The sequence below is a fragment of the Pantoea sp. B566 genome, assembly GCF_024793925.1.
In the GTDB taxonomy this organism is placed as follows: domain Bacteria; phylum Pseudomonadota; class Gammaproteobacteria; order Enterobacterales; family Enterobacteriaceae; genus Pantoea; species Pantoea ananatis.
In genome coordinates, this window is sequence record NZ_JANUQL010000003.1 from 1,961,591 (window position 1) to 1,978,178 (window position 16,588).

Annotated in this window: 23 protein-coding genes; 18 read left to right on the plus strand and 5 right to left on the minus strand. The window is 56.3% G+C overall.

Annotation, left to right across the window (positions count from 1 at the left end; genetic code table 11):
• Genes NYE92_RS10745 through pilV form a run of 6 tightly spaced genes read left to right on the plus strand, consistent with a single transcriptional unit; the run spans position 1 to position 5,874 of the window.
• On the plus strand, positions 1-1,563 hold the full coding sequence (locus NYE92_RS10745; RefSeq protein ID WP_259018949.1) for a GspE/PulE family protein: 1,563 nt from the start codon (positions 1-3) through the stop codon (positions 1,561-1,563).
• A complete protein-coding gene (locus NYE92_RS10750) occupies positions 1,553-2,668 on the plus strand; it encodes a type II secretion system F family protein (RefSeq protein WP_259018951.1) in 1,116 nt (371 codons plus the stop codon). The genes NYE92_RS10745 and NYE92_RS10750 overlap by 11 nt, the downstream gene beginning before the upstream one ends.
• 9 nt (positions 2,669-2,677) lie before the next feature.
• A complete protein-coding gene (locus tag NYE92_RS10755) occupies positions 2,678-3,262 on the plus strand; it encodes a type 4 pilus major pilin (RefSeq protein ID WP_105080715.1) in 585 nt (194 codons plus the stop codon).
• A 4-nt stretch (positions 3,263-3,266) separates the two neighbouring features.
• The gene (locus tag NYE92_RS10760) at positions 3,267-3,752 is read left to right on the plus strand and encodes a lytic transglycosylase domain-containing protein (protein ID WP_259018952.1); all 486 of its coding nucleotides are present in this window, start codon (positions 3,267-3,269) and stop codon (positions 3,750-3,752) included.
• Positions 3,749-4,435 (plus strand): potassium transporter TrkH, encoded by a 687-nt coding sequence (locus tag NYE92_RS10765; RefSeq protein WP_259018953.1) that lies wholly within the window; start codon positions 3,749-3,751, stop codon positions 4,433-4,435. Before NYE92_RS10760 ends, NYE92_RS10765 begins: the two co-directional genes overlap by 4 nt.
• Before the next feature lie 5 nt (positions 4,436-4,440).
• Positions 4,441-5,874, plus strand: a complete 1,434-nt coding sequence (gene pilV / locus NYE92_RS10770; RefSeq protein WP_259018954.1) for a shufflon system plasmid conjugative transfer pilus tip adhesin PilV — start codon at positions 4,441-4,443, stop codon at positions 5,872-5,874.
• 55 nt (positions 5,875-5,929) lie between these two features.
• Here pilV and NYE92_RS10775 read toward each other — a convergent pair whose 3' ends face one another.
• Positions 5,930-6,127 (minus strand): hypothetical protein, encoded by a 198-nt coding sequence (locus NYE92_RS10775; protein ID WP_024472528.1) that lies wholly within the window; start codon positions 6,125-6,127, stop codon positions 5,930-5,932.
• A gap of 202 nt (positions 6,128-6,329) precedes the next feature.
• On the opposite strand from NYE92_RS10775, the gene NYE92_RS10780 reads away from it, so the two are divergent.
• The 9 genes from NYE92_RS10780 to NYE92_RS10820 are packed head-to-tail and all read left to right on the plus strand — an operon-like array spanning position 6,330 to position 13,765.
• On the plus strand, positions 6,330-7,169 hold the full coding sequence (locus NYE92_RS10780) for a plasmid transfer protein (protein WP_259018956.1): 840 nt from the start codon (positions 6,330-6,332) through the stop codon (positions 7,167-7,169).
• Positions 7,170-7,180: 11 nt separating this feature from the next.
• Positions 7,181-7,894 (plus strand): TIGR03759 family integrating conjugative element protein, encoded by a 714-nt coding sequence (locus NYE92_RS10785; RefSeq protein ID WP_194761750.1) that lies wholly within the window; start codon positions 7,181-7,183, stop codon positions 7,892-7,894.
• A complete protein-coding gene (locus NYE92_RS10790; protein WP_259018957.1) occupies positions 7,873-8,490 on the plus strand; it encodes a transglycosylase SLT domain-containing protein in 618 nt (205 codons plus the stop codon). The genes NYE92_RS10785 and NYE92_RS10790 overlap by 22 nt, the downstream gene beginning before the upstream one ends.
• Positions 8,487-9,017: an integrating conjugative element protein gene (locus NYE92_RS10795; protein WP_259018959.1), complete on the plus strand. Its 531-nt coding sequence runs from the start codon at positions 8,487-8,489 to the stop codon at positions 9,015-9,017. Before NYE92_RS10790 ends, NYE92_RS10795 begins: the two co-directional genes overlap by 4 nt.
• Positions 9,017-9,649: a restriction endonuclease gene (locus tag NYE92_RS10800; RefSeq protein WP_259019498.1), complete on the plus strand. Its 633-nt coding sequence runs from the start codon at positions 9,017-9,019 to the stop codon at positions 9,647-9,649. The genes NYE92_RS10795 and NYE92_RS10800 overlap by 1 nt, the downstream gene beginning before the upstream one ends.
• 10 nt (positions 9,650-9,659) lie before the next feature.
• A complete protein-coding gene (locus tag NYE92_RS10805; RefSeq protein WP_241533305.1) occupies positions 9,660-10,115 on the plus strand; it encodes a hypothetical protein in 456 nt (151 codons plus the stop codon).
• A complete protein-coding gene (locus NYE92_RS10810) occupies positions 10,112-10,906 on the plus strand; it encodes a hypothetical protein (RefSeq protein ID WP_194761754.1) in 795 nt (264 codons plus the stop codon). The genes NYE92_RS10805 and NYE92_RS10810 overlap by 4 nt, the downstream gene beginning before the upstream one ends.
• A complete protein-coding gene (traD, locus tag NYE92_RS10815; RefSeq protein ID WP_259018960.1) occupies positions 10,903-13,017 on the plus strand; it encodes a type IV conjugative transfer system coupling protein TraD in 2,115 nt (704 codons plus the stop codon). Before NYE92_RS10810 ends, traD begins: the two co-directional genes overlap by 4 nt.
• On the plus strand, positions 13,004-13,765 hold the full coding sequence (locus NYE92_RS10820; RefSeq protein ID WP_241533307.1) for a TIGR03747 family integrating conjugative element membrane protein: 762 nt from the start codon (positions 13,004-13,006) through the stop codon (positions 13,763-13,765). The genes traD and NYE92_RS10820 overlap by 14 nt, the downstream gene beginning before the upstream one ends.
• Before the next feature lie 73 nt (positions 13,766-13,838).
• Here NYE92_RS10820 and NYE92_RS10825 read toward each other — a convergent pair whose 3' ends face one another.
• Genes NYE92_RS10825 through NYE92_RS10840 form a run of 4 tightly spaced genes read right to left on the minus strand, consistent with a single transcriptional unit; the run spans position 13,839 to position 15,482 of the window.
• Positions 13,839-14,351 (minus strand): GNAT family N-acetyltransferase, encoded by a 513-nt coding sequence (locus NYE92_RS10825; RefSeq protein WP_194761757.1) that lies wholly within the window; start codon positions 14,349-14,351, stop codon positions 13,839-13,841.
• Between the two features lie 35 nt (positions 14,352-14,386).
• Positions 14,387-14,704, minus strand: a complete 318-nt coding sequence (locus NYE92_RS10830; RefSeq protein ID WP_409035024.1) for a DUF1493 family protein — start codon at positions 14,702-14,704, stop codon at positions 14,387-14,389.
• A complete protein-coding gene (locus tag NYE92_RS10835) occupies positions 14,704-15,021 on the minus strand; it encodes a DUF1493 family protein (protein ID WP_194761829.1) in 318 nt (105 codons plus the stop codon). The genes NYE92_RS10830 and NYE92_RS10835 overlap by 1 nt, the downstream gene beginning before the upstream one ends.
• Positions 15,021-15,482, minus strand: coding sequence for an STM2901 family protein (locus NYE92_RS10840; RefSeq protein ID WP_019105577.1), 462 nt, complete (start codon positions 15,480-15,482; stop codon positions 15,021-15,023). Before NYE92_RS10840 ends, NYE92_RS10835 begins: the two co-directional genes overlap by 1 nt.
• A gap of 173 nt (positions 15,483-15,655) precedes the next feature.
• Here NYE92_RS10840 and NYE92_RS10845 point away from each other — a divergent pair, with 173 nt between their 5' ends.
• From NYE92_RS10845 to NYE92_RS10855, 3 genes are read left to right on the plus strand one after another with little or no spacing between them, the layout of a single operon-like run.
• Positions 15,656-15,973 (plus strand): RAQPRD family integrative conjugative element protein, encoded by a 318-nt coding sequence (locus NYE92_RS10845; RefSeq protein WP_194761758.1) that lies wholly within the window; start codon positions 15,656-15,658, stop codon positions 15,971-15,973.
• Complete coding sequence (locus tag NYE92_RS10850; protein ID WP_194761830.1) at positions 15,970-16,209, plus strand: TIGR03758 family integrating conjugative element protein; 240 nt, start codon at positions 15,970-15,972, stop codon at positions 16,207-16,209. Before NYE92_RS10845 ends, NYE92_RS10850 begins: the two co-directional genes overlap by 4 nt.
• Positions 16,210-16,221: 12 nt before the next feature.
• On the plus strand, positions 16,222-16,587 hold the full coding sequence (locus NYE92_RS10855) for a TIGR03745 family integrating conjugative element membrane protein (RefSeq protein ID WP_194761759.1): 366 nt from the start codon (positions 16,222-16,224) through the stop codon (positions 16,585-16,587).
• The last annotated feature ends 1 nt before the right edge of the window (position 16,588 follow it).

Consider the following 16,588-nt stretch of genomic DNA (forward strand, 5'->3'; position numbering starts at 1 on the left):
ATGAAACCGGCTAAAGACATTGCTGACTTTGTGTTTGCAGAACAACACCCGACCCAGGGCGTCACGCTGCTGATTGATAAAAACCGCCGTCAGGACCCGGCCATACAGCGCTGGGCCGTGGATATGGCGAAACAGCACCCCGGCGCAAGAACGGAATTCGTTACGCTCAGTGAACTCAGCCAGCGCCGTGAAAGTGCCGTTGCTCAGGGGCTGGTTGTCACGGAAAACGACCTCGACAAAAAAGACGTCAGTCGCTCCCAGGATAAGGTGCTGAGTTATTTCAGCCTCGCGTATGAGCTTAATTCCTCAGATATTCATTTTGAGATTAGCGCAGACCGCAAACTCACCATTATCAGGATGCGCATCCACGGTGAGCTTGAGGTGATTGATGAGCTCACCGATGAGGAAGGTATTACCCTCGTCTCAACGGTTTACATCTCCATGTGCGATGTCCGCGAACAGTCTTTCTACATGGGGCGTGAGCAGTCGGGCCGTGTTGACGCGAAGTTTGCCCGTCAGGCCGGATTATACGGGGCACGTTACGAGCATCGCGCCACGCCTGACGGGCTGTTTGTCGTTATGCGTATGATCCCCGATGACAGCAAAAATATGCCAACGCTGCCTCAGCTCGGCTTCCTGCCCGAGCAAATCGGGCTTGTGATGCAACTGCTCCGGCTGCCCTCGGGTATGGTGCTTCTGACGGGGCCAACCGGCTCAGGCAAGAGTGCCAGTATGCGTTCGTTCTGCGATCTGTGGATGAAACTGACGGGCGGCAAAAAGCTGCTGCTGACACTTGAGAACCCGACCGAAGGCCTGATGCCTGGTGCCATTCAGACGCAGGTCATGCCGGATGATAATTCTCCTGAAGCCATCAGCCGGGCGTGGAACAACGGCAATGCCTCCTCTTTGCGACTCGATCCGGATGCGCTGGGAACGGGTGAAATGCGTGATCTCTATTCCATTCTTGCGGCTATTTATGCCTGCGAAACAGGGCACCTTTTTTTCTCAACGCTGCATACCAAAACCCCAATTGGCGCCCTCCGGCGAATGGAGCTCTTCGGCATTGATCGCCGCCTTCTGGCCGACCCTTCCCTCATCGTCGGGCTGATAGGCCAGCGACTGGTGCCCCTGCTCTGCGAGAGCTGCAAAATTCCCTGGTCCGGTAAAATGCCTGAGCTCTATACGGAGACCCGTGAGCGACTGGAGAAATACTGCAACGTTGATGGGGTCTGCACACCACAGCAGCTTTTCTTTCGCAATCCTGAAGGTTGTGAATGCTGCAGAAAGGTCATTCCGTTCAACGGCCGGGTGGTCAGTAAAGGTGTTACAGGGCGTGCCGCAGTGGCAGAGGTCATGCGTACGGATGCCCGAATGATGAAAATCTGGCTTTCAGACGGGCCTGATGCCGCGCGTCTGGACTGGATCAAACGGGGGGGAATCTCACGCCTGATGCACCTCATGCGCTACCTTGCCGAAGGCAGGGTCGATCCGCTGGAAGCTGACCTGATTTGCCCCCTGGATGAAGACGAACACCTGCACAGTGAGGCGTCTCATGTCGCGTAATCTGCGTTTCAGGACAGAGCGGGACATGTCCGTCTTTGAACGATGCCGCTATCACGCCGTGAGACTGACCTTCACCGGCGCACACCGTCAGGTCTTTTACGAGAACATGCGTTTTCTGCTGGAAAACAAAAAGCCTCTGGGCATTTCGCTGAAAATGATTGGCGATGTGCACACCAGTTTTGGTGAGAAGTGGCATCCCTACCGGGAACTGACCGAAGACTGTCTTGAAGGGCTCAGTGATAACACCCCGGGGCGGACGCTCAGCGACGTGCTGGCCATATGGGTGCCTTACGAAGAAGCGGCGCTCATCAGTGCGGGACTGCGGACAGGGCGAATTCCTGTCTCCCTGGTACAGGCAGACAAACTCATCAAGGCCCGCCAGCGCATCCTTAATCAGGTGGTTTTTGCTTCTGTCTATCCGCTGGTACTGGTTGTACTGGGTGGCGGTCTGCTGGGCGTCAATAACCTCGCGCTTGTTCCGATGCTGAGTAACATTTCCGACCCGGCAGGCTGGACGGGGGCGCTGGGCTTTATGAAAGACCTTTCGGACTGGACGGCTCAGTGGGGGCCTGCAACAGCATTTTCCGCTGCCGCTTTGTTTGTGGCCAGTCTGTGGTCTCTTCCCCGTTGGCGCGGTGGCGTGCGCCGCCTCGCCGATAAATTTCTGCCCTGGTCTTTATACAAGGACCTGCAGGGTGCGGTGTTTCTGATGAATACCGGTGCGCTTCTGGGCGCCGGCGTACCTGAGCTGGATGCACTGGAGCTTCTGAACAGTTTTGCTCCCCCCTGGCTGCAGGAACGCATTGAGGCCGCCATGGACGCCATGAGCGAGGGGAATTCTCTCGGCATGGCGCTGCGCGAGTGCGGCTATGACTTCCCCAGTCGTGAGGCTGTTAACTACCTGTCACTGCTTGATGACGGCAAGGGTTCAGCCGAAATGATCAGCAACTATGCCGACCGCTGGCTTGAACAGACACTGAAACGTGTGGCCCGCAGGGCCAATACGACCAAATTTTTTTCAATGCTCATGATTCTGGGGTTCTTTGCACTCATCATTCTGATGGTCATGCAACTTCAGGATACAGGCTCATTTAACCTTCGCTGAGGACATGCCATGTCTGTTTCAAACAATGCCGTAAAAATTAACCCTGACCGGGGCTGGGGTTTTAGTGAACAGGGCTATATCGCCCTGGGTTATCTCCTTGTTATTACCATTGTGGTAATAGCCGGCTGGAAACTTTTGCACAAAAAAGACACCGCCGTTGAGGTCACCAGCCTGCAAACCATGCTGAGCAACGGTGTGGCCCTTAAAGGACGTAACGGATACGATTATTCCAGCGGTGCCTCCATGACTGGCACCCTTATTAAAAGAGATCTCGCACCGTCCGGTTATACCGTTCACGGCACCCCATCTTCTGGTACTGCCACCCTGACAAACAGTTACGGTGGTCAGGTCGTCATCGCCCCGGTTGCGGTCAATGGCTACAACAATGCGTTTTCAGTAACAACCCAGAGCCTCCCGCAGTCAGCCTGTATTGATGTTGCATCCGGTATGAACTCATCGGGCACGTCTAATACGCTGACCATCAACAGCACGGATTTCAGCGATGGTGCCAGCTCTGAGACAATCTCACAGGCCTGTACCGCAGACAGCGGGCGCACCGGCAACAACACGATTGTCGTGACCCATAACGGCTGATGTGATGTCTCGCCCGGTACTGGCTGTAATGATGTTTATGACGCTGTTTTGTGCCCGCGCGCAGGCATTCTGCTTTGACGCGGCGGGCGCTAAATACCATATCGATCCGCTTCTGATTAAGGCGATCGCGACGGGTGAGAGCGGCCTGCGTCCGGGCGTTACCCACATCAATCGTGACCCTAAAACCGGGCGGGCTGTCAGCACGGATTACGGACTGATGCAGGTGAACTCTTCGCATATTCCGTCGCTTGTGGCGCAGGGTTTAATCAAAAACCCGCAGGATCTGCTGACGAAACCCTGCCTCAACGTACAGACAGGCACCTGGATTCTGGCCTCGCATTTTCAGGTGTGTGGCATCAGCTGGAACTGTCTGGGGTCGTACAACGCCGGATTTCGAAAAGACCGGCACGAAACCCGCGAGTCCTACGCCAACCGCGTTTATGCCATTTATAAAAAACTGCTGTTAAAAGAGCGGGGAATAAAACTGTGACACTGCTGACCCTGAGTATGCCCTGGCAGTTTACTGCCGCGCTGTTTCCTGTGTTTCTTTCACTGCTGAGCCTTATCGCCAGACACGTCCGTAAAAGCATCGGCCTGTATTATCTCCCCCGTAACCGGGGGGAACAGGAGTTCACCGCCGCTGCCGTCAGCTGGCTGTTTGCTGCTGCCGCCACGGCGGTCATGCTCTCTCCGCTGTCACAGCGACTGCCCTCCTTTTTTTTCATCCTGTTTCTTTTCAGGCTGACGCTGACCGATGCCCTGACGGGGTTGCTGCCGCGACACATGACCGTCAGTTGTCTGCTGGCCGGTCTGGCGGCTTCACTCTGGATGCCCGTCAGTGACGGTTCCGGCACCGCGTTGTCTGCCCTGGCGGGTCACGCAGCTGCCTGCCTGGTCGTCCTCGTCATGGTCGGTGCCTTAAGGCAGTTCAGTATTATGCGCGACGGCAGAGAAAACCCGGCGCTGGGCGACGTGTGGCTGGCTGGCGCTGTCACGGCCTGGCTTGGCTTTTCAGACGGCTGCTGGGCGATCGGAACAGGCGTTGTCATGTTTACACTCTGGCAGGCGCCGAAACGCCATACGGGCGAAGGCGGCCCGCTGGGACCATGGCTGTCTGCGGGCGCCGTGACAGTGACCCTGATTCAGCTCTATCAACCCATTGTGATCTGGTGAATAACATGCCTGCTCAAAAATCTCACGATCGTGGCTGGGCCCTAGTCAGCACCGGGATTGCGCTCATGGTTGTGCTTTATATGTCCGTCTGGGGCGGTTCGCTGGTACGCGAATGGAATGACAGACAAAACTGGCTCAGGAGCGCCACGCAGGCATCCCGGTTCACGCAGGCCGTGAAAAGTTACACGGGTCGCTACTACGATACGCTGTTGTCGACCGCGCCCGTCACGGTGACGCCGGCCATGCTGAAAAATACGGGTTTTCTGGAGCCGGGATTTACCGAAAACAACGATTATGGTCAGCAGTATCTGGCCACCGTGGTGCGTAATCCGTCCCAGAATAACCAGCTGCAGGCGCTGGTTTACACGCAGAATGGCAGTCCTTTGCCTTTTGTGGCCATGGATCAGATAGCCGTCAGCATCAACGCGGGGATGGGCGGCTACATCGATACAGCAGGCACGGTTACCGGCGCCCGGGGTGGCTGGTCGGCTCCTCTTCAGACCTTTAACGCAAATACCACGCCCGGCCATATTGCGGCACTTCTGACCACGGACGACCTCGGCGCCTCCCGTGCAGAGAGTGACCGGTTATACCGCTTTGCGGTGAACGGCAAACCCGACCTCAACACCATGCATACCAGTATCGATATGGGCGGAAATGACCTGAACAATACGGGCAATGTGAACGCGGCAAACGGCAATTTCAGCAGCAACGTCACGGCGAACGGCACCGTAACGGGTCAGGATGTGAACGCACGCGGCAACATGTCTGCCGGCAACAACATCACGGCGAACGGCGATATTCGCAGTAACAGTGGCTGGCTCATCACCCGGGACGGTAAAGGCTGGCTGGATGAAGCGCACGGCGGCGGTTTTTACATGTCGGATAACGACTGGGTTCGCGCCGTTAACGATAAGAGCATTTACACCGGCGGTCAGCTACAGGGGGGAACTGTCAGGTCAAACGGCCGGCTCTCCACCGGGGATGTCATTCAACTTGACGGGGTCAACAGTCCCGGTGCTGATTGCGGGCCAAACGGTCTGGTCAGCCGCGACTGGAGTGGCGGCATACTCTCCTGCAAAGATGGTAAATGGGTGGGTATGAAATCAACCGGCCAGTACGCTGACCTGGGTTATATCACGGGGCAGTATAATGGCTATAACGCTCAGCCTTATACCATTACCGTTTATGCTACAGGCGGCTCCCCGACTGTCCACAGAGAAGTGGGGGATGGTGGTGACTGCACTAACACTTACGATCTTACTGGCTACTCCGGAGGTAAGTATGTTGCGCAGGCGCACGATAATAATCCGGGCTGGGCAAAAATGGGGTTTATCAGTTTTGAGGTGCCGGCTAATACCAGCTTCAGCATCGTTTCCAACCCCTTACCTGAATACGGATGTTCACCGGGCGCCTTCAGCGGCTTCATTTACCAGTGATGTCTGTATACAGAACGGGCGTGCAATAAAAGACCGCCCTCTGGCGGTCTGCGTTTCATACTGCTGACCGGGACACCCGGGGTTGCTCTTCTCTGATGTGTTCGTCAGGTGTTTCTGCCGTGTCGGCTATACCTGAATGGCCGGTATAGCCGCTGCGGTGCCAGGGCAGAGGCTTTACATGCGGAATGTCTCTGGCCATCGCGGTAAAGGTGACGAACATACACAGAGCTGCAAAACGGAATCCCGCTTTCATGTGTCTTCCTCCTCGCTGTTGAACAACCGGAGCTATCCTGCAAAAAATTCCGTAAAGCTGCGTCAGTCAGATTTAAATCTCCTGAGTAGCCTGTAACGGATTCATAAATCTTTGAAAGCGGCTGATGAGTTAATCATCGCCAGTGCTGCGTTAATTTTGCACCTTATGGCCGTTCTGCTGTGCAGCCATAAGGAATTCACCGATGTCACTTTCCCATGCCTCACCTGATGAACTGGTTGCGCCCGTATCGGGGGCCTGCGTCACAACAGATGAGTCCGTTGTTTCTTCGCCAGCATCTGAAAAAAGGCCGCCCGACATACGGCGACGGTTGCGTCAGGGTTGTGCTGCCATTGTGGTTATCGCTCTCCTCGGCACCCTGACGGCATCATCGTTACTGCTTGTGCGCGTGTCGAACCTGACTATCCGGGTTAACACCCTGGATGCCGCTTTCCGCAGCGGCGAGATTGGCCAGTTGTCTTCGAACGTTACCATCATGCAGGAAAAGCTGAAAACGCTGGAAAAACAGGTGTCAGCGCTTGCGCCGGTGCAGGACAAAGTCACCTCGATGTCGACTGAACAGCTGAAACTCAGCACCCGTGTGAATCAGCTCAGCGATGCGAGCCTCTCCGATCAGCAGTCTGTTGAACAACTGCAGCAACAGCTGGGTCAGTTACGTCAGGAGGTTCAGACGTCGGCCTCAGCCATCGATGCGTTGAAACAACAGGCCGTGGCCACGCAAAAAGCCCCTGAGCCCGAAAATGCAAAGCCGCAGCCGTCTCAGAGGGCAGTGTCCTCGCCAAAAAAGGCTAAACGGTCAGTCCGGCACGCGGTGATGCCGGCTGCACCGTTTGAGCTGACCGGTATCGAACGTCGCGGCGGCCAGACCTTCGCCGTCGTCATTCCCCGTGGCGTCACCGTGATTTCCTCAATGCGCCTCGTCTCACCCGGGGACGGCTTTATGGGCTGGACCCTGCGTGCGCTTGAGGGCAACGCGGCGCTGTTCAGCGTTAATGGCAGTGCCGTTCGTCTTCAGGCTCAGTAAAAGGACAAATCATGAAAAAAACACTGACCGCAGTTCTCATATTACTGCCGCTCTGGGCGCTGGCATCCACAGCGCAGACGCCGGCAGTGAACAGCCGTGTGGCACCGCTTCAGGAAAACACCTCTTCCCGTCTGAGCACTCAGCAGCAGGCCCAGCAGTGGGGGTTATCTGACAGCGACTGGAGCCGTTATCAGACGCTGATGAAGGGCGAGCGCGGGATCATGTCACCGGGTCTGGACCCGCTCACGGCGCTCGGCGTGGAAACCGATAACAGCGCGGAACGTCGCCGGCTGGCAGAGTTGTGGGTAAAACACGAATATCAGCGAACCGAGAAGGAACTCGCTTTTCAGCGTGACGTCAACGCGGCCTGGCTTCGCCTCTATCCGGAAACGCTGGCGGTAAACATGGGTGCCAACGCGGCCGGCATTGCGCACGACACGCAGGGTCGCCTGGCGCTGTTCCTGAAGGAGAACTGCTCACGCTGTGATGCGCGTCTTGCCGCCGTGCTGGCTGACAACCGCCCTGTAGACCTGTATCTGGTCGGCATCGACAGCGATGACGGCCTGCGTGCCTGGGCCGTTAAGCACAACATTCCGGTGGAAAAAGTCCGCAGCCGTCAGATAACGCTTAATCATGACAATGGCCTGTGGTTCAGGTACGGCATGGGTCAGATGCCGGTCATTCTGCAGCAGGGGGAGACCGGATGGCAGGTCGCGGCGTACTGAAGAAGGCGGCTGTTTTGGTCTGCCTTGTCAGCTGCGTCTGCAGTGCGGCTGAAAGGCGCCAGGTCATTCCGGATGCCTACCGGCAGATAGCGGCAGCAGAGCGCGTGCCGGCAGAGTCGCTTTATTCGCTGGCCATGGCGGAGAGCACCCGTAAAACCGCCTGGGGTACAAAACCCTGGCCGTGGACCATCAACGTCGCCGGCCGGGGTTATCACTATGAAACGCGTGAAGCGGCCTTCATCGCGCTGCTGGGGTTCATGCAGCGCTGGCCACTGAAGAACATCGATGTCGGCGTGGCGCAGGTCAACCTGGGCTGGAACGGGCATTTTTTCCCGACTTACCGCGATGCCTTTGACCCGTATCTCAACCTCCGCGCGGCCGCCCGCATACTTCGCGCCTGTTACGAAGCACGCCCCGGCAGCTGGTTAAACGCGGCTGGCTGTTATCACCATCCGGCCGGCGGTAAAGAGGCGCAGACCTACATCGCCATCGTTCGCCGCAAGCTTGGCCAGATTGCCCCGGTGTCATCCGGTGCACAGTCTGTCATGCCGGTCGAGCTCGCCAGTAACTCCCTTACCTGGATCGAACCGAAATGATGAAACGCAACTGCTTTATCCGTAACGCTCTGTTCAGCGCGTGTCTGCTCTCCGTCGTCACGGGGGCCAGCGCGGCGCTGGTTGTGGTCGGTGACCTGGGTGGTGAACCCACAGCGCCGTACTTTGATGCCATTAACGCTGACAAAGATGCTGTTGCCGGTTCACCCTCCGTGCCTGCAGCACCGCCTGAATCGCTGTCCATATCCGACATGCTGCCCGTCAGCACGCCGGAAATGAGCCCGGGCCCGGTCACTCCTCAGCCGCTTGAGCTTTCAGGCATGCCGCCGGTGTTTGTGGTGGGTGACGACAACTTGTCAAAGCAGTGGCTTTCACAGCATGCGGCAGCGCTCAGTCAGATGCATGCCACGGGCATGGTCGTGAGCGTGAAAGACGCGGCTGCGCTGAGCGCGCTTCGTGCGCTGGTGCCGTCCACAGAGATGGTGCCGGTGAGCGGCGGTGATCTTGCCCGCCGCCTGCACCTGGTCCATTACCCCGTGCTGATTACCGAAAAGGGGCTGTCCCAGTGATACCGGTGTCTGTTATTGCGGAGCTGGTAAGGGGACATCCGTTAAAGGTAGCGGTTGCTGTGGCGCTGGCCCTTGTTCTGGTGTGCCTGCTTTCTCCTTTCTGTCTCAGGAGCGCCAGTGCGAGGCGCCATCGCCTTTATCAGAAACGCGCCGCATCAGCACTCTCCCGCCTGCCGCAGCTGCGTGATGACTCAGCCCGCATGGTCTGGCTGCGCAAAATGAATCCTTATGTTTTTGAGGAAATGTTGCTGACGGCACTATCCCGCCAGGGGTTTCGTATCAAACGTAATGCCAGCTACAGCGGAGACGGCGGCATGGACGGTCAGGTCTGGATAGCCGGCCAGCGCTGGCTGATTCAGGCGAAGCGCTACGGTGCCACGATCAACGCACAACACGTTGTTGCATTCGGAGAGCTGGCCCTTAAGGAAGCGTGCGGTGGGCTCTTCATCCATACCGGGCGCACGGGTGAAGTCAGTCGTGAAGCCTTCAGATGCTGGCCAAATATCACGCTCATCAGCGGCAATCGTCTGCTTCAGCTGCTTGCCGGCGACCGGCGCTGGCTGGATTTCAGCGACAACGTCCGACAGCTGTCGTCACTGGCCCGTTCTTCGTCCACCTCAACACACCCGTAAGGAACCCGTCATGCGCATATTCCTGAAAACCGTGCCAGCCGCTGTCAGTAATCTACTTCAGTCTGTAGGGATAAATAACGCACTCTCATTAATCATGAGCCCTGTACTCTGGCTGCTGGCATCGTTGGCCTTTCTCTTCCTTTACCTGCTCAAAATCGTGATTCTGTGGCCCCTGATGTGTTTTACAGCAATGACGGCAGTCATCACTACTCTCATTCCGGTTCTCATGCTGACGAATCCGCTGTTTACACCTGATATTGTGACTCACGGGATAATGAGGGTATTTCATCAGTTACCTTATATGTGGCTGGAATTCATCCTGCTGAGCTTTATGACCGACATGCTGCTGTGTTTACGTCGGGAATATAACCGGGAGTTTGGGAGAGCATGTGGCTTTATATATAAAAGTGGCAGAGGCCAGGCATCAGGTAGTGGCTTAACCTTTAAACAGAGGGCGGACCCATGAGCGAATTTCTGTCGAAAATTGACGCAAATCCGCCACACTGGGCAGGCGCGCTTATTGAAGCCTGGGATGACACACTGCTTTCTCAGTACGCTGGTTTTCTCACACGGCATCACTGGACGGAATCCGGCACGATCAACGTCTTCTGCATTAAAGGCACATCGCATCCGGATTATCAGAGCCTCAGCTGGTCTGAGTTTCTGCACCAGGGCAAACATATGGCCAGTAACCTTGCCCTCATTGAGAGCAATCAGGCTTACTATGAGTGCTACACGTCTTACTATTCTGAGATAGCAGCAAAACAGCCCGCAATGTGTTTTAACAGCTACAACGGCATTGACTGGTATGTTGGCGCAGACGGTAATCACCGTGCCGCCCTGGCACGATTTCTGTTTGACTACCTGGGAAAGTCGTATCTGCACGGTGTGCAACTGAATCATTATGAGTTCAATCTGCCGCTTCTTGACGTGTTTCTCGCCCTCAGGGAAGAGCTGAGTCTGCACACGGCGCAGGGTTTTTTCATGGACCTGAGCGTTAATCGCGTTCACCGCTGCAGAGAGAGTAATCCTGGCTGGAAAACAGACATTTATTCCACCTCTCTTTATTTCAGCACCGGATCGTGGAGCCGGCGTTATGAGCAAAATCCGGCTGTCAGAGCTGTCAGCGAAGCCCGTGAAATTACTGCTCCTGCTGAGGGCATTGAGCTGCTGGTTGCGCTCAGGCTCTGGCGTGAACGACGCATGGCTAAGCGTAATGGTGTTTTAAACTGGCTGTCTGGCAGGAGAGATTTATGAGCGATCGCTATGTCATGGAGTCGCTGCTCCGCCCTGCAGTCGAGATGTACTCGGCAACCGCGGCTGGCAGCGCCACATTCATCTGTCTGACGGCCCCCTGGTCTGTTGCGCTGGCGCCCTCGGTAAGCTGGGTGACCGCTGCCGGTTTCGGCGTGCTGGCGCTGAAGCGCACTTCTCAGGGATTAAAAATACTGCGCTACCGCCACAATATACGCCGCCTTTCCCGCTACGCGCTGACCAGTGACCAGATACCGGTCAGCCGCCGGCACCTGTTCCTCGGTAAAGGTTTTCAGTGGTCGCCCCGGCACACGCAGCGGCTGATGGAAGCCCGTCGTCCTGAATGCGAAATCTACGTCCAGCCTTCGGTCATGTACCGCATGGCCCGCGAGCTGGAAAAAAAGATGGAGTACAGCCTGCCGTGGCTGTGCCGGCTGACGTCGGCCGACACTGCCTTAAATCCGTTCCGGCCGCTGCCGCCGGTCGGCGGAAGTTCCGTTTATCACGGGGTTGAGCCTGATGAGGTTAACGTTATGTCTGACCTGGGCGAGCGCGTGGGCCATATGCTGGTTATGGGCACAACCCGCGTCGGTAAAACCCGCCTGGCGGAGCTGATGATTACCCAGGATATCCGACGCCGCAATGCCGCCGGCGAATTTGAGGTGGTCATCGTCTTTGACCCCAAAGGTGATGCTGACCTGCTGCGCCGCATGTATGCCGAATCACACCGCGCCGGACGGCAGGATAACTTCTGGGTGTTCCACCTGGGCTGGCCGGACATCAGCGCCCGCTATAACGCCGTGGGTCGTTTCAGCCGTATCTCCGAGGTGGCGTCGCGCGTCGCGGGTCAGCTCTCCGGAGAGGGTAACTCTGCCGCCTTCCGTGAGTTTGCCTGGAGGTTCGTTAACATTATTACCCGTGCGCTGGTCGCCCTTGGCCAGCGTCCGGATTACAGCCTCATCCTGCGTTACGTCACCAACATCGGCGAATTGTATGAGACCTATGTCGATAACCTACTGAGCGAAAAGGCACCTGCGCTGATGGGCAGCCTGGAGGCACTGATGCAGGCAGGCATCAGTGAAAAAGAGCTGCCCCGACACCTGCAGGGGCGGGAGAACGGTAAGAAAATCTGGGCGTCTGAAAAGGTGCTCGGTAGTCCTGAGGGAAAAAAACTCTGGGACCCGGTGCTCGATGGCCTGCGCAGTGCGGTGCAGTATGACCGGACTTACTTTGACAAAATCGTGGCCTCGCTGTTGCCGCTGCTGGAAAAGCTCACCACCGGAAAGACGGCCGCGCTGCTTGCCCCCGATTACACCGATCTCAGCGACCCACGCCCGATACTCGACTGGCACAACATCATCAAGTCTCGCGGCGTGGTCTATGTTGGCCTCGACGCGCTGTCTGACCCGGTGGTGGCCGCCGCCGTGGGTAACAGTATGTTTGCCGACCTGGTCTCTGAAGGTGGCCATATCTATAAGTTCGGGCTGGGCGATGAGGGCGACAAAAAAGCCGGTAAGGCCGTCATTAACCTGCATTGTGACGAGTTTAACGAGCTGATGGGGGATGAGTTTATTCCGCTCATTAACAAGGGCGGCGGTGCCGGGTTTCAGGTCACGGCCTACACCCAGACGCTGTCCGACATTGAGGCCCGCATCGGAAATTCGGCTAAAGCCAGTCAGGTCATCGGTAACTTTAACTCCCTGGTCATGCTCCGTGTGAAAGAGAAAAACACGGCTATGCTGCTGACCGATCAGCTGCCTGAGGTGGGGGTGTATCAAAAAACCCTGACGTCAGGTGTGACCGACGTCTCCCGTCCGGGGGAAGGCACGGACTTCAACAGTAACGTCAGCGATCAGGTGACGCTGGTTAAGGTACCGATGATAAGCCCCTCCGATATTATCAATCTGCCGAAGGGCCAGGCTTTTGCCCTGCTGGAAGGCGGAAGGCTGTGGAAAATCCGTATGCCGCTGCCGGTCAGCGATGACAGTGACCGCTTTATGCCGGCGAGCCTGAAACAGCTGGCTGACACGATGGAGAAGAATTACCACAGCGGCGAGTCCTGGTGGACGGGTGGCGACGCCGGTATTCCGGGAGGCCTTCATGTCCCAGAATGACGGCGGAAATACCCGGCAGAGCGCTCCCGCGAAACACAGACACCCGGGGCCTTTTACGCTGCTGCTGTGGGACATGCCGCTAAGCCTCATCGGCATCCTGATTGGTTCACTGTTCGTCAGCCTGGGTGTTGAATATGCGTGTATGACGTTCCTCTGGCCGGACGAGGGTGCCACGCACAGCTATCAGGTGATGCTGGCCGAGAGTCACTGGCTGTCTTCGGGGTATACCCGAAGCCTGCTGATGGCCACGCCGGTGGAAACCATCACCCGATGGGTTCAGGCCGCCTGGCACTGGCTGTTTGTGGACAGCGGATTCAGTCACTGGCTGGCCTCTTTCAGGGAAACGAGCCGGAAAGGGAGCGGCCTCATTCCGGCGCTGAACGGCTTCGGCGCATCCCTCATCAGCAGGCTGGGAGAATACCTGCAGGCCACGCTCTGGGTGACGCTGATTTTCTTTATCCGCGTGATGATCCTGTTTCTCAGTATCCCGCTGTTCGGGCTGGTCATCATCACCGGTATCGTTGAGGGACTGGTCAGGCGTGACCTGCGTCGCTACGGGGCGGGATACGAATCAAGTTTTGTCTATCACCATGCAAAACGCTTCGTTAAGCCTGCACTGTACGGCCCCTGCATGCTGTATCTGGCATGGCCGACAGCGGTCTGGCCAAATCTGTTTTTGCTGCCCTCTGCGCTGCTGGTTGGTGGCGTACTGGCTGTTGTGACGGCGTCGTTCAAAAAGTATCTGTGATGTGTGTGCTTGCGGGGGATGTGCCCGGAGGGCCTGCGCTGCTGCAGGCCTTTTTTATGGCCAAAAAGAGGATTCAGAGGTTCATGCCCAGAACATGCACCGTGACATTTTGGGTAGCAGTGTTATAGAAATTATCCCTGATAAACGTCATACCCTGTCTTTCATAAAATCTACGCGCACGGGTATTTTCTTTAAGCACCTCAAGCCACAGAAAGTCACTCCCTCTTTCTTTCGCCATCTCAGTCACTTCATTAAATATGAGTTCACCGTAGTTTTTCCCGGTGGAGCCTTCTGAAAGATAGAGTTTTTTAAGAAGAGTGCCCTGTAAAGGCGTCCCAGGAATATTACACCGCCATATGACTTTAACAAATCCGATCGGAGCTGACGTCTCGACGACATACCAGCCTGCGGAAGGGTCAGCGAGGCTGCTTTCGATGACCTGTGGCGAATACTCCTGCTTAAGGAACTCGTCCAGTTCCTCGCTGTGGGTCCAGTACTGCTTAAAATGATGGGTGTATGTACTGACACCCAGCTCACTCAGGAGCGAAACATCACACTGTCTTGCTTCGCGCAGAATTAATGTCATTCAGTAATCCGTGTCTTTGACGTTAATGTATCGTTTCAGGGAAAAAGCCAGCGTCCGGCCTCAGCAGACTCAATCAGCATTTTTACGAAAAGAGGGGCAGGTTCGTGATAATCGGTGCGCATAGATTTTGGCAATATGGCATTGGGCAGGAAGCGTATTCCCTCATTCGGAAAGTACTTTCTGAACTCAAAATGAGTCAGGTCGATGTCAAATTTTTCTGCGTATTCCACCATAAAATCATAAGCATCTTTCGGCAGTACGACTTCTTTTCCGGTGCTCAGAGATGCGTTATCAGTCATTTCCCAGAAATGTTTCCTGATGAGATGCCGCACCCTGTCAGCGTTCGTCATCATCATGAGTAAAGCCAGCGCCCGGCCTCAGCAGACTCGATCAGCATTCTTACGGTCAGTGGCTTGTGAGGGTCAGGTATATCTCCTGTTCCTGGCAGTTCCGGATGAACGTAATTCCTGATATCAAAGCCCAGGCTTTCAACGTTCCAGCGCTCAAAATACTCATGCATCAGCGCGCCTGCCGTTTCTATCGTGAGCTTCAGGTCATCCCGCAGGCTGGTTTCAGGCGACACGGGAAGACGTTCCCCCCAGAATATAAACCGACGTCGGGCATAGTTTTCTCTCACAAAGGTAATGATTTCTTCGCTCAGGGTGTCCATTAAAAATAGGTCCATTGGATGCGGTGTTCCGGCCGGGCAACCCGGTTGTAGGTGCTGCGGATATCGTTAAAGATGTTGTAGACCGTGGTAAACGTCATTATCCAGCCCAGCCACGGGACATTCCGGCCAACGAACGCCCCCAGATGGTTGGTCCAGCTAACGTGCAGTTGACTGATGGTTTTGCCGTTGAGTGTCGGCAGTAACATGCCTTTTGGAAAACGGTAATTCAGCAGATATCGTGAAGCCAGAGAGGCGACCGACGTGCCTTTGGTTGCGCTACCGGGTTTTGCGCGGGTGGGAATAAGAGGTTGTCCTGCCAGAACCAGTGCCGCGTCGGTTGCCGCGAGTCCGAGATGCTCACTCACCACCTGAACGCCCACAAGCCAGAACAGCTGGACATGGGTAACGTTACTGTACCCGCCATAGAAATACGTACCATTAAGCTCTTCGGTCGTGTCCATGTGCCTTCAGCTCCGGATATGAATACATTGTTTAATTAATCATCGCCCAGCCGGTGCGGTTTTCGCCAGAAATAATCTGCTTTTATTTTCAGAAATCCATAAAGATTTTACTGCTGTCAGGCGGTCGCGGTTGCGGCACTCTCACCCTCATCTGATACCCGGGAGAGCCGTACATGCGCCGTTTACCCCCTTTCATTGCACTCCTCGTCTGCGTCATGCCGGCCGTGGCGTGTCATGCCTCCGAAAAGGACGAGCTCGCGCTGGTGATGCGCCAGCTGGATCAGGTCCAGGCGGGCCTTGACCGCGCCCGCGTGGTGGCGAACCAGAATCAGGATGCCCGCTTTTACTTCGATTATCAGCAGGCGACCCGCGACATCGCCACCATGAAACAGGGCATTTCTACTTATCTGGAGCCGTCCCGCGCACAACCCAATTCTGGCTCCGCCTCGGTGACCGGTCAGTACCGGGCACAGGAGCCGGCGTGGCGATGAACGGCGCACAGACCTCTGGCTGGGCGGCAGGCACCGGCGGCAGCGTCACACCCTCCCAGCTGAACATTCTCATCCTGAGCGCGCTCGCCATCGTCATCCTGCTCTTCTCTGCCTGGGCACTGGTAATGGCGTACCGGGGCCTCGCGTCTAAAACGGTGACGTTTCGGCAGTTTACCGAGACGTTTATCCGTCTGGCGGTTCTGTGGCTGCTGACTCTGTTTTTCTTCTTTAACTGAAAGGACACCACAATGAAACTCCGATTTATCAGGCTCTGCCGTGCCGCAAGGTTACGCGCCACGCTGCTGATTCTGCCTCTGGCACTGGATGTTGGCCAGGCATCTGCAGGACTGCCACCAGTTCAGCAACCGACAACGGGCGGCGGTGGCGGACTCTGGAACACCTGGATGGCGTACCTAAAAATGGGCGCTCTGGGTCTGGGTCTTCTTGTCACTGTCGCAGCCTTCCTCGCCGTTGCGCACGCCGTCATCACCTCGTTTCATGAAATTAAAAAGGGCAAAAATACCTGGACCGACCTCATCCTTTACTGCGTCGTCGGCATCCTCCTCATCCTCGTGGTGATTTACCTCGCGACCCAGGCTGCAGACATTCTCTGAG

Coding starts and splice junctions, on each gene's coding strand:
- NYE92_RS10855 (WP_194761759.1), top strand. CDS start 16,222: ATGAAACTCCGATTTATCAGGCTCTGCCGTGCCGCAAGGTTACGCGCC.
- NYE92_RS10795 (WP_259018959.1), top strand. CDS start 8,487: ATGATGAAACGCAACTGCTTTATCCGTAACGCTCTGTTCAGCGCGTGT.
- traD (WP_259018960.1), top strand. CDS start 10,903: ATGAGCGATCGCTATGTCATGGAGTCGCTGCTCCGCCCTGCAGTCGAG.
- pilV (WP_259018954.1), top strand. CDS start 4,441: ATGCCTGCTCAAAAATCTCACGATCGTGGCTGGGCCCTAGTCAGCACC.
- NYE92_RS10845 (WP_194761758.1), top strand. CDS start 15,656: ATGCGCCGTTTACCCCCTTTCATTGCACTCCTCGTCTGCGTCATGCCG.
- NYE92_RS10830 (WP_409035024.1), bottom strand. CDS start 14,704: ATGATGACGAACGCTGACAGGGTGCGGCATCTCATCAGGAAACATTTC.
- NYE92_RS10780 (WP_259018956.1), top strand. CDS start 6,330: ATGTCACTTTCCCATGCCTCACCTGATGAACTGGTTGCGCCCGTATCG.
- NYE92_RS10820 (WP_241533307.1), top strand. CDS start 13,004: ATGTCCCAGAATGACGGCGGAAATACCCGGCAGAGCGCTCCCGCGAAA.
- NYE92_RS10840 (WP_019105577.1), bottom strand. CDS start 15,482: ATGGACACGACCGAAGAGCTTAATGGTACGTATTTCTATGGCGGGTAC.
- NYE92_RS10775 (WP_024472528.1), bottom strand. CDS start 6,127: ATGAAAGCGGGATTCCGTTTTGCAGCTCTGTGTATGTTCGTCACCTTT.
- NYE92_RS10755 (WP_105080715.1), top strand. CDS start 2,678: ATGTCTGTTTCAAACAATGCCGTAAAAATTAACCCTGACCGGGGCTGG.
- NYE92_RS10850 (WP_194761830.1), top strand. CDS start 15,970: ATGAACGGCGCACAGACCTCTGGCTGGGCGGCAGGCACCGGCGGCAGC.
- NYE92_RS10810 (WP_194761754.1), top strand. CDS start 10,112: ATGAGCGAATTTCTGTCGAAAATTGACGCAAATCCGCCACACTGGGCA.
- NYE92_RS10760 (WP_259018952.1), top strand. CDS start 3,267: ATGTCTCGCCCGGTACTGGCTGTAATGATGTTTATGACGCTGTTTTGT.
- NYE92_RS10750 (WP_259018951.1), top strand. CDS start 1,553: ATGTCGCGTAATCTGCGTTTCAGGACAGAGCGGGACATGTCCGTCTTT.
- NYE92_RS10785 (WP_194761750.1), top strand. CDS start 7,181: ATGAAAAAAACACTGACCGCAGTTCTCATATTACTGCCGCTCTGGGCG.
- NYE92_RS10745 (WP_259018949.1), top strand. CDS start 1: ATGAAACCGGCTAAAGACATTGCTGACTTTGTGTTTGCAGAACAACAC.
- NYE92_RS10835 (WP_194761829.1), bottom strand. CDS start 15,021: ATGGACACCCTGAGCGAAGAAATCATTACCTTTGTGAGAGAAAACTAT.
- NYE92_RS10825 (WP_194761757.1), bottom strand. CDS start 14,351: ATGACATTAATTCTGCGCGAAGCAAGACAGTGTGATGTTTCGCTCCTG.
- NYE92_RS10790 (WP_259018957.1), top strand. CDS start 7,873: ATGGCAGGTCGCGGCGTACTGAAGAAGGCGGCTGTTTTGGTCTGCCTT.
- NYE92_RS10805 (WP_241533305.1), top strand. CDS start 9,660: ATGCGCATATTCCTGAAAACCGTGCCAGCCGCTGTCAGTAATCTACTT.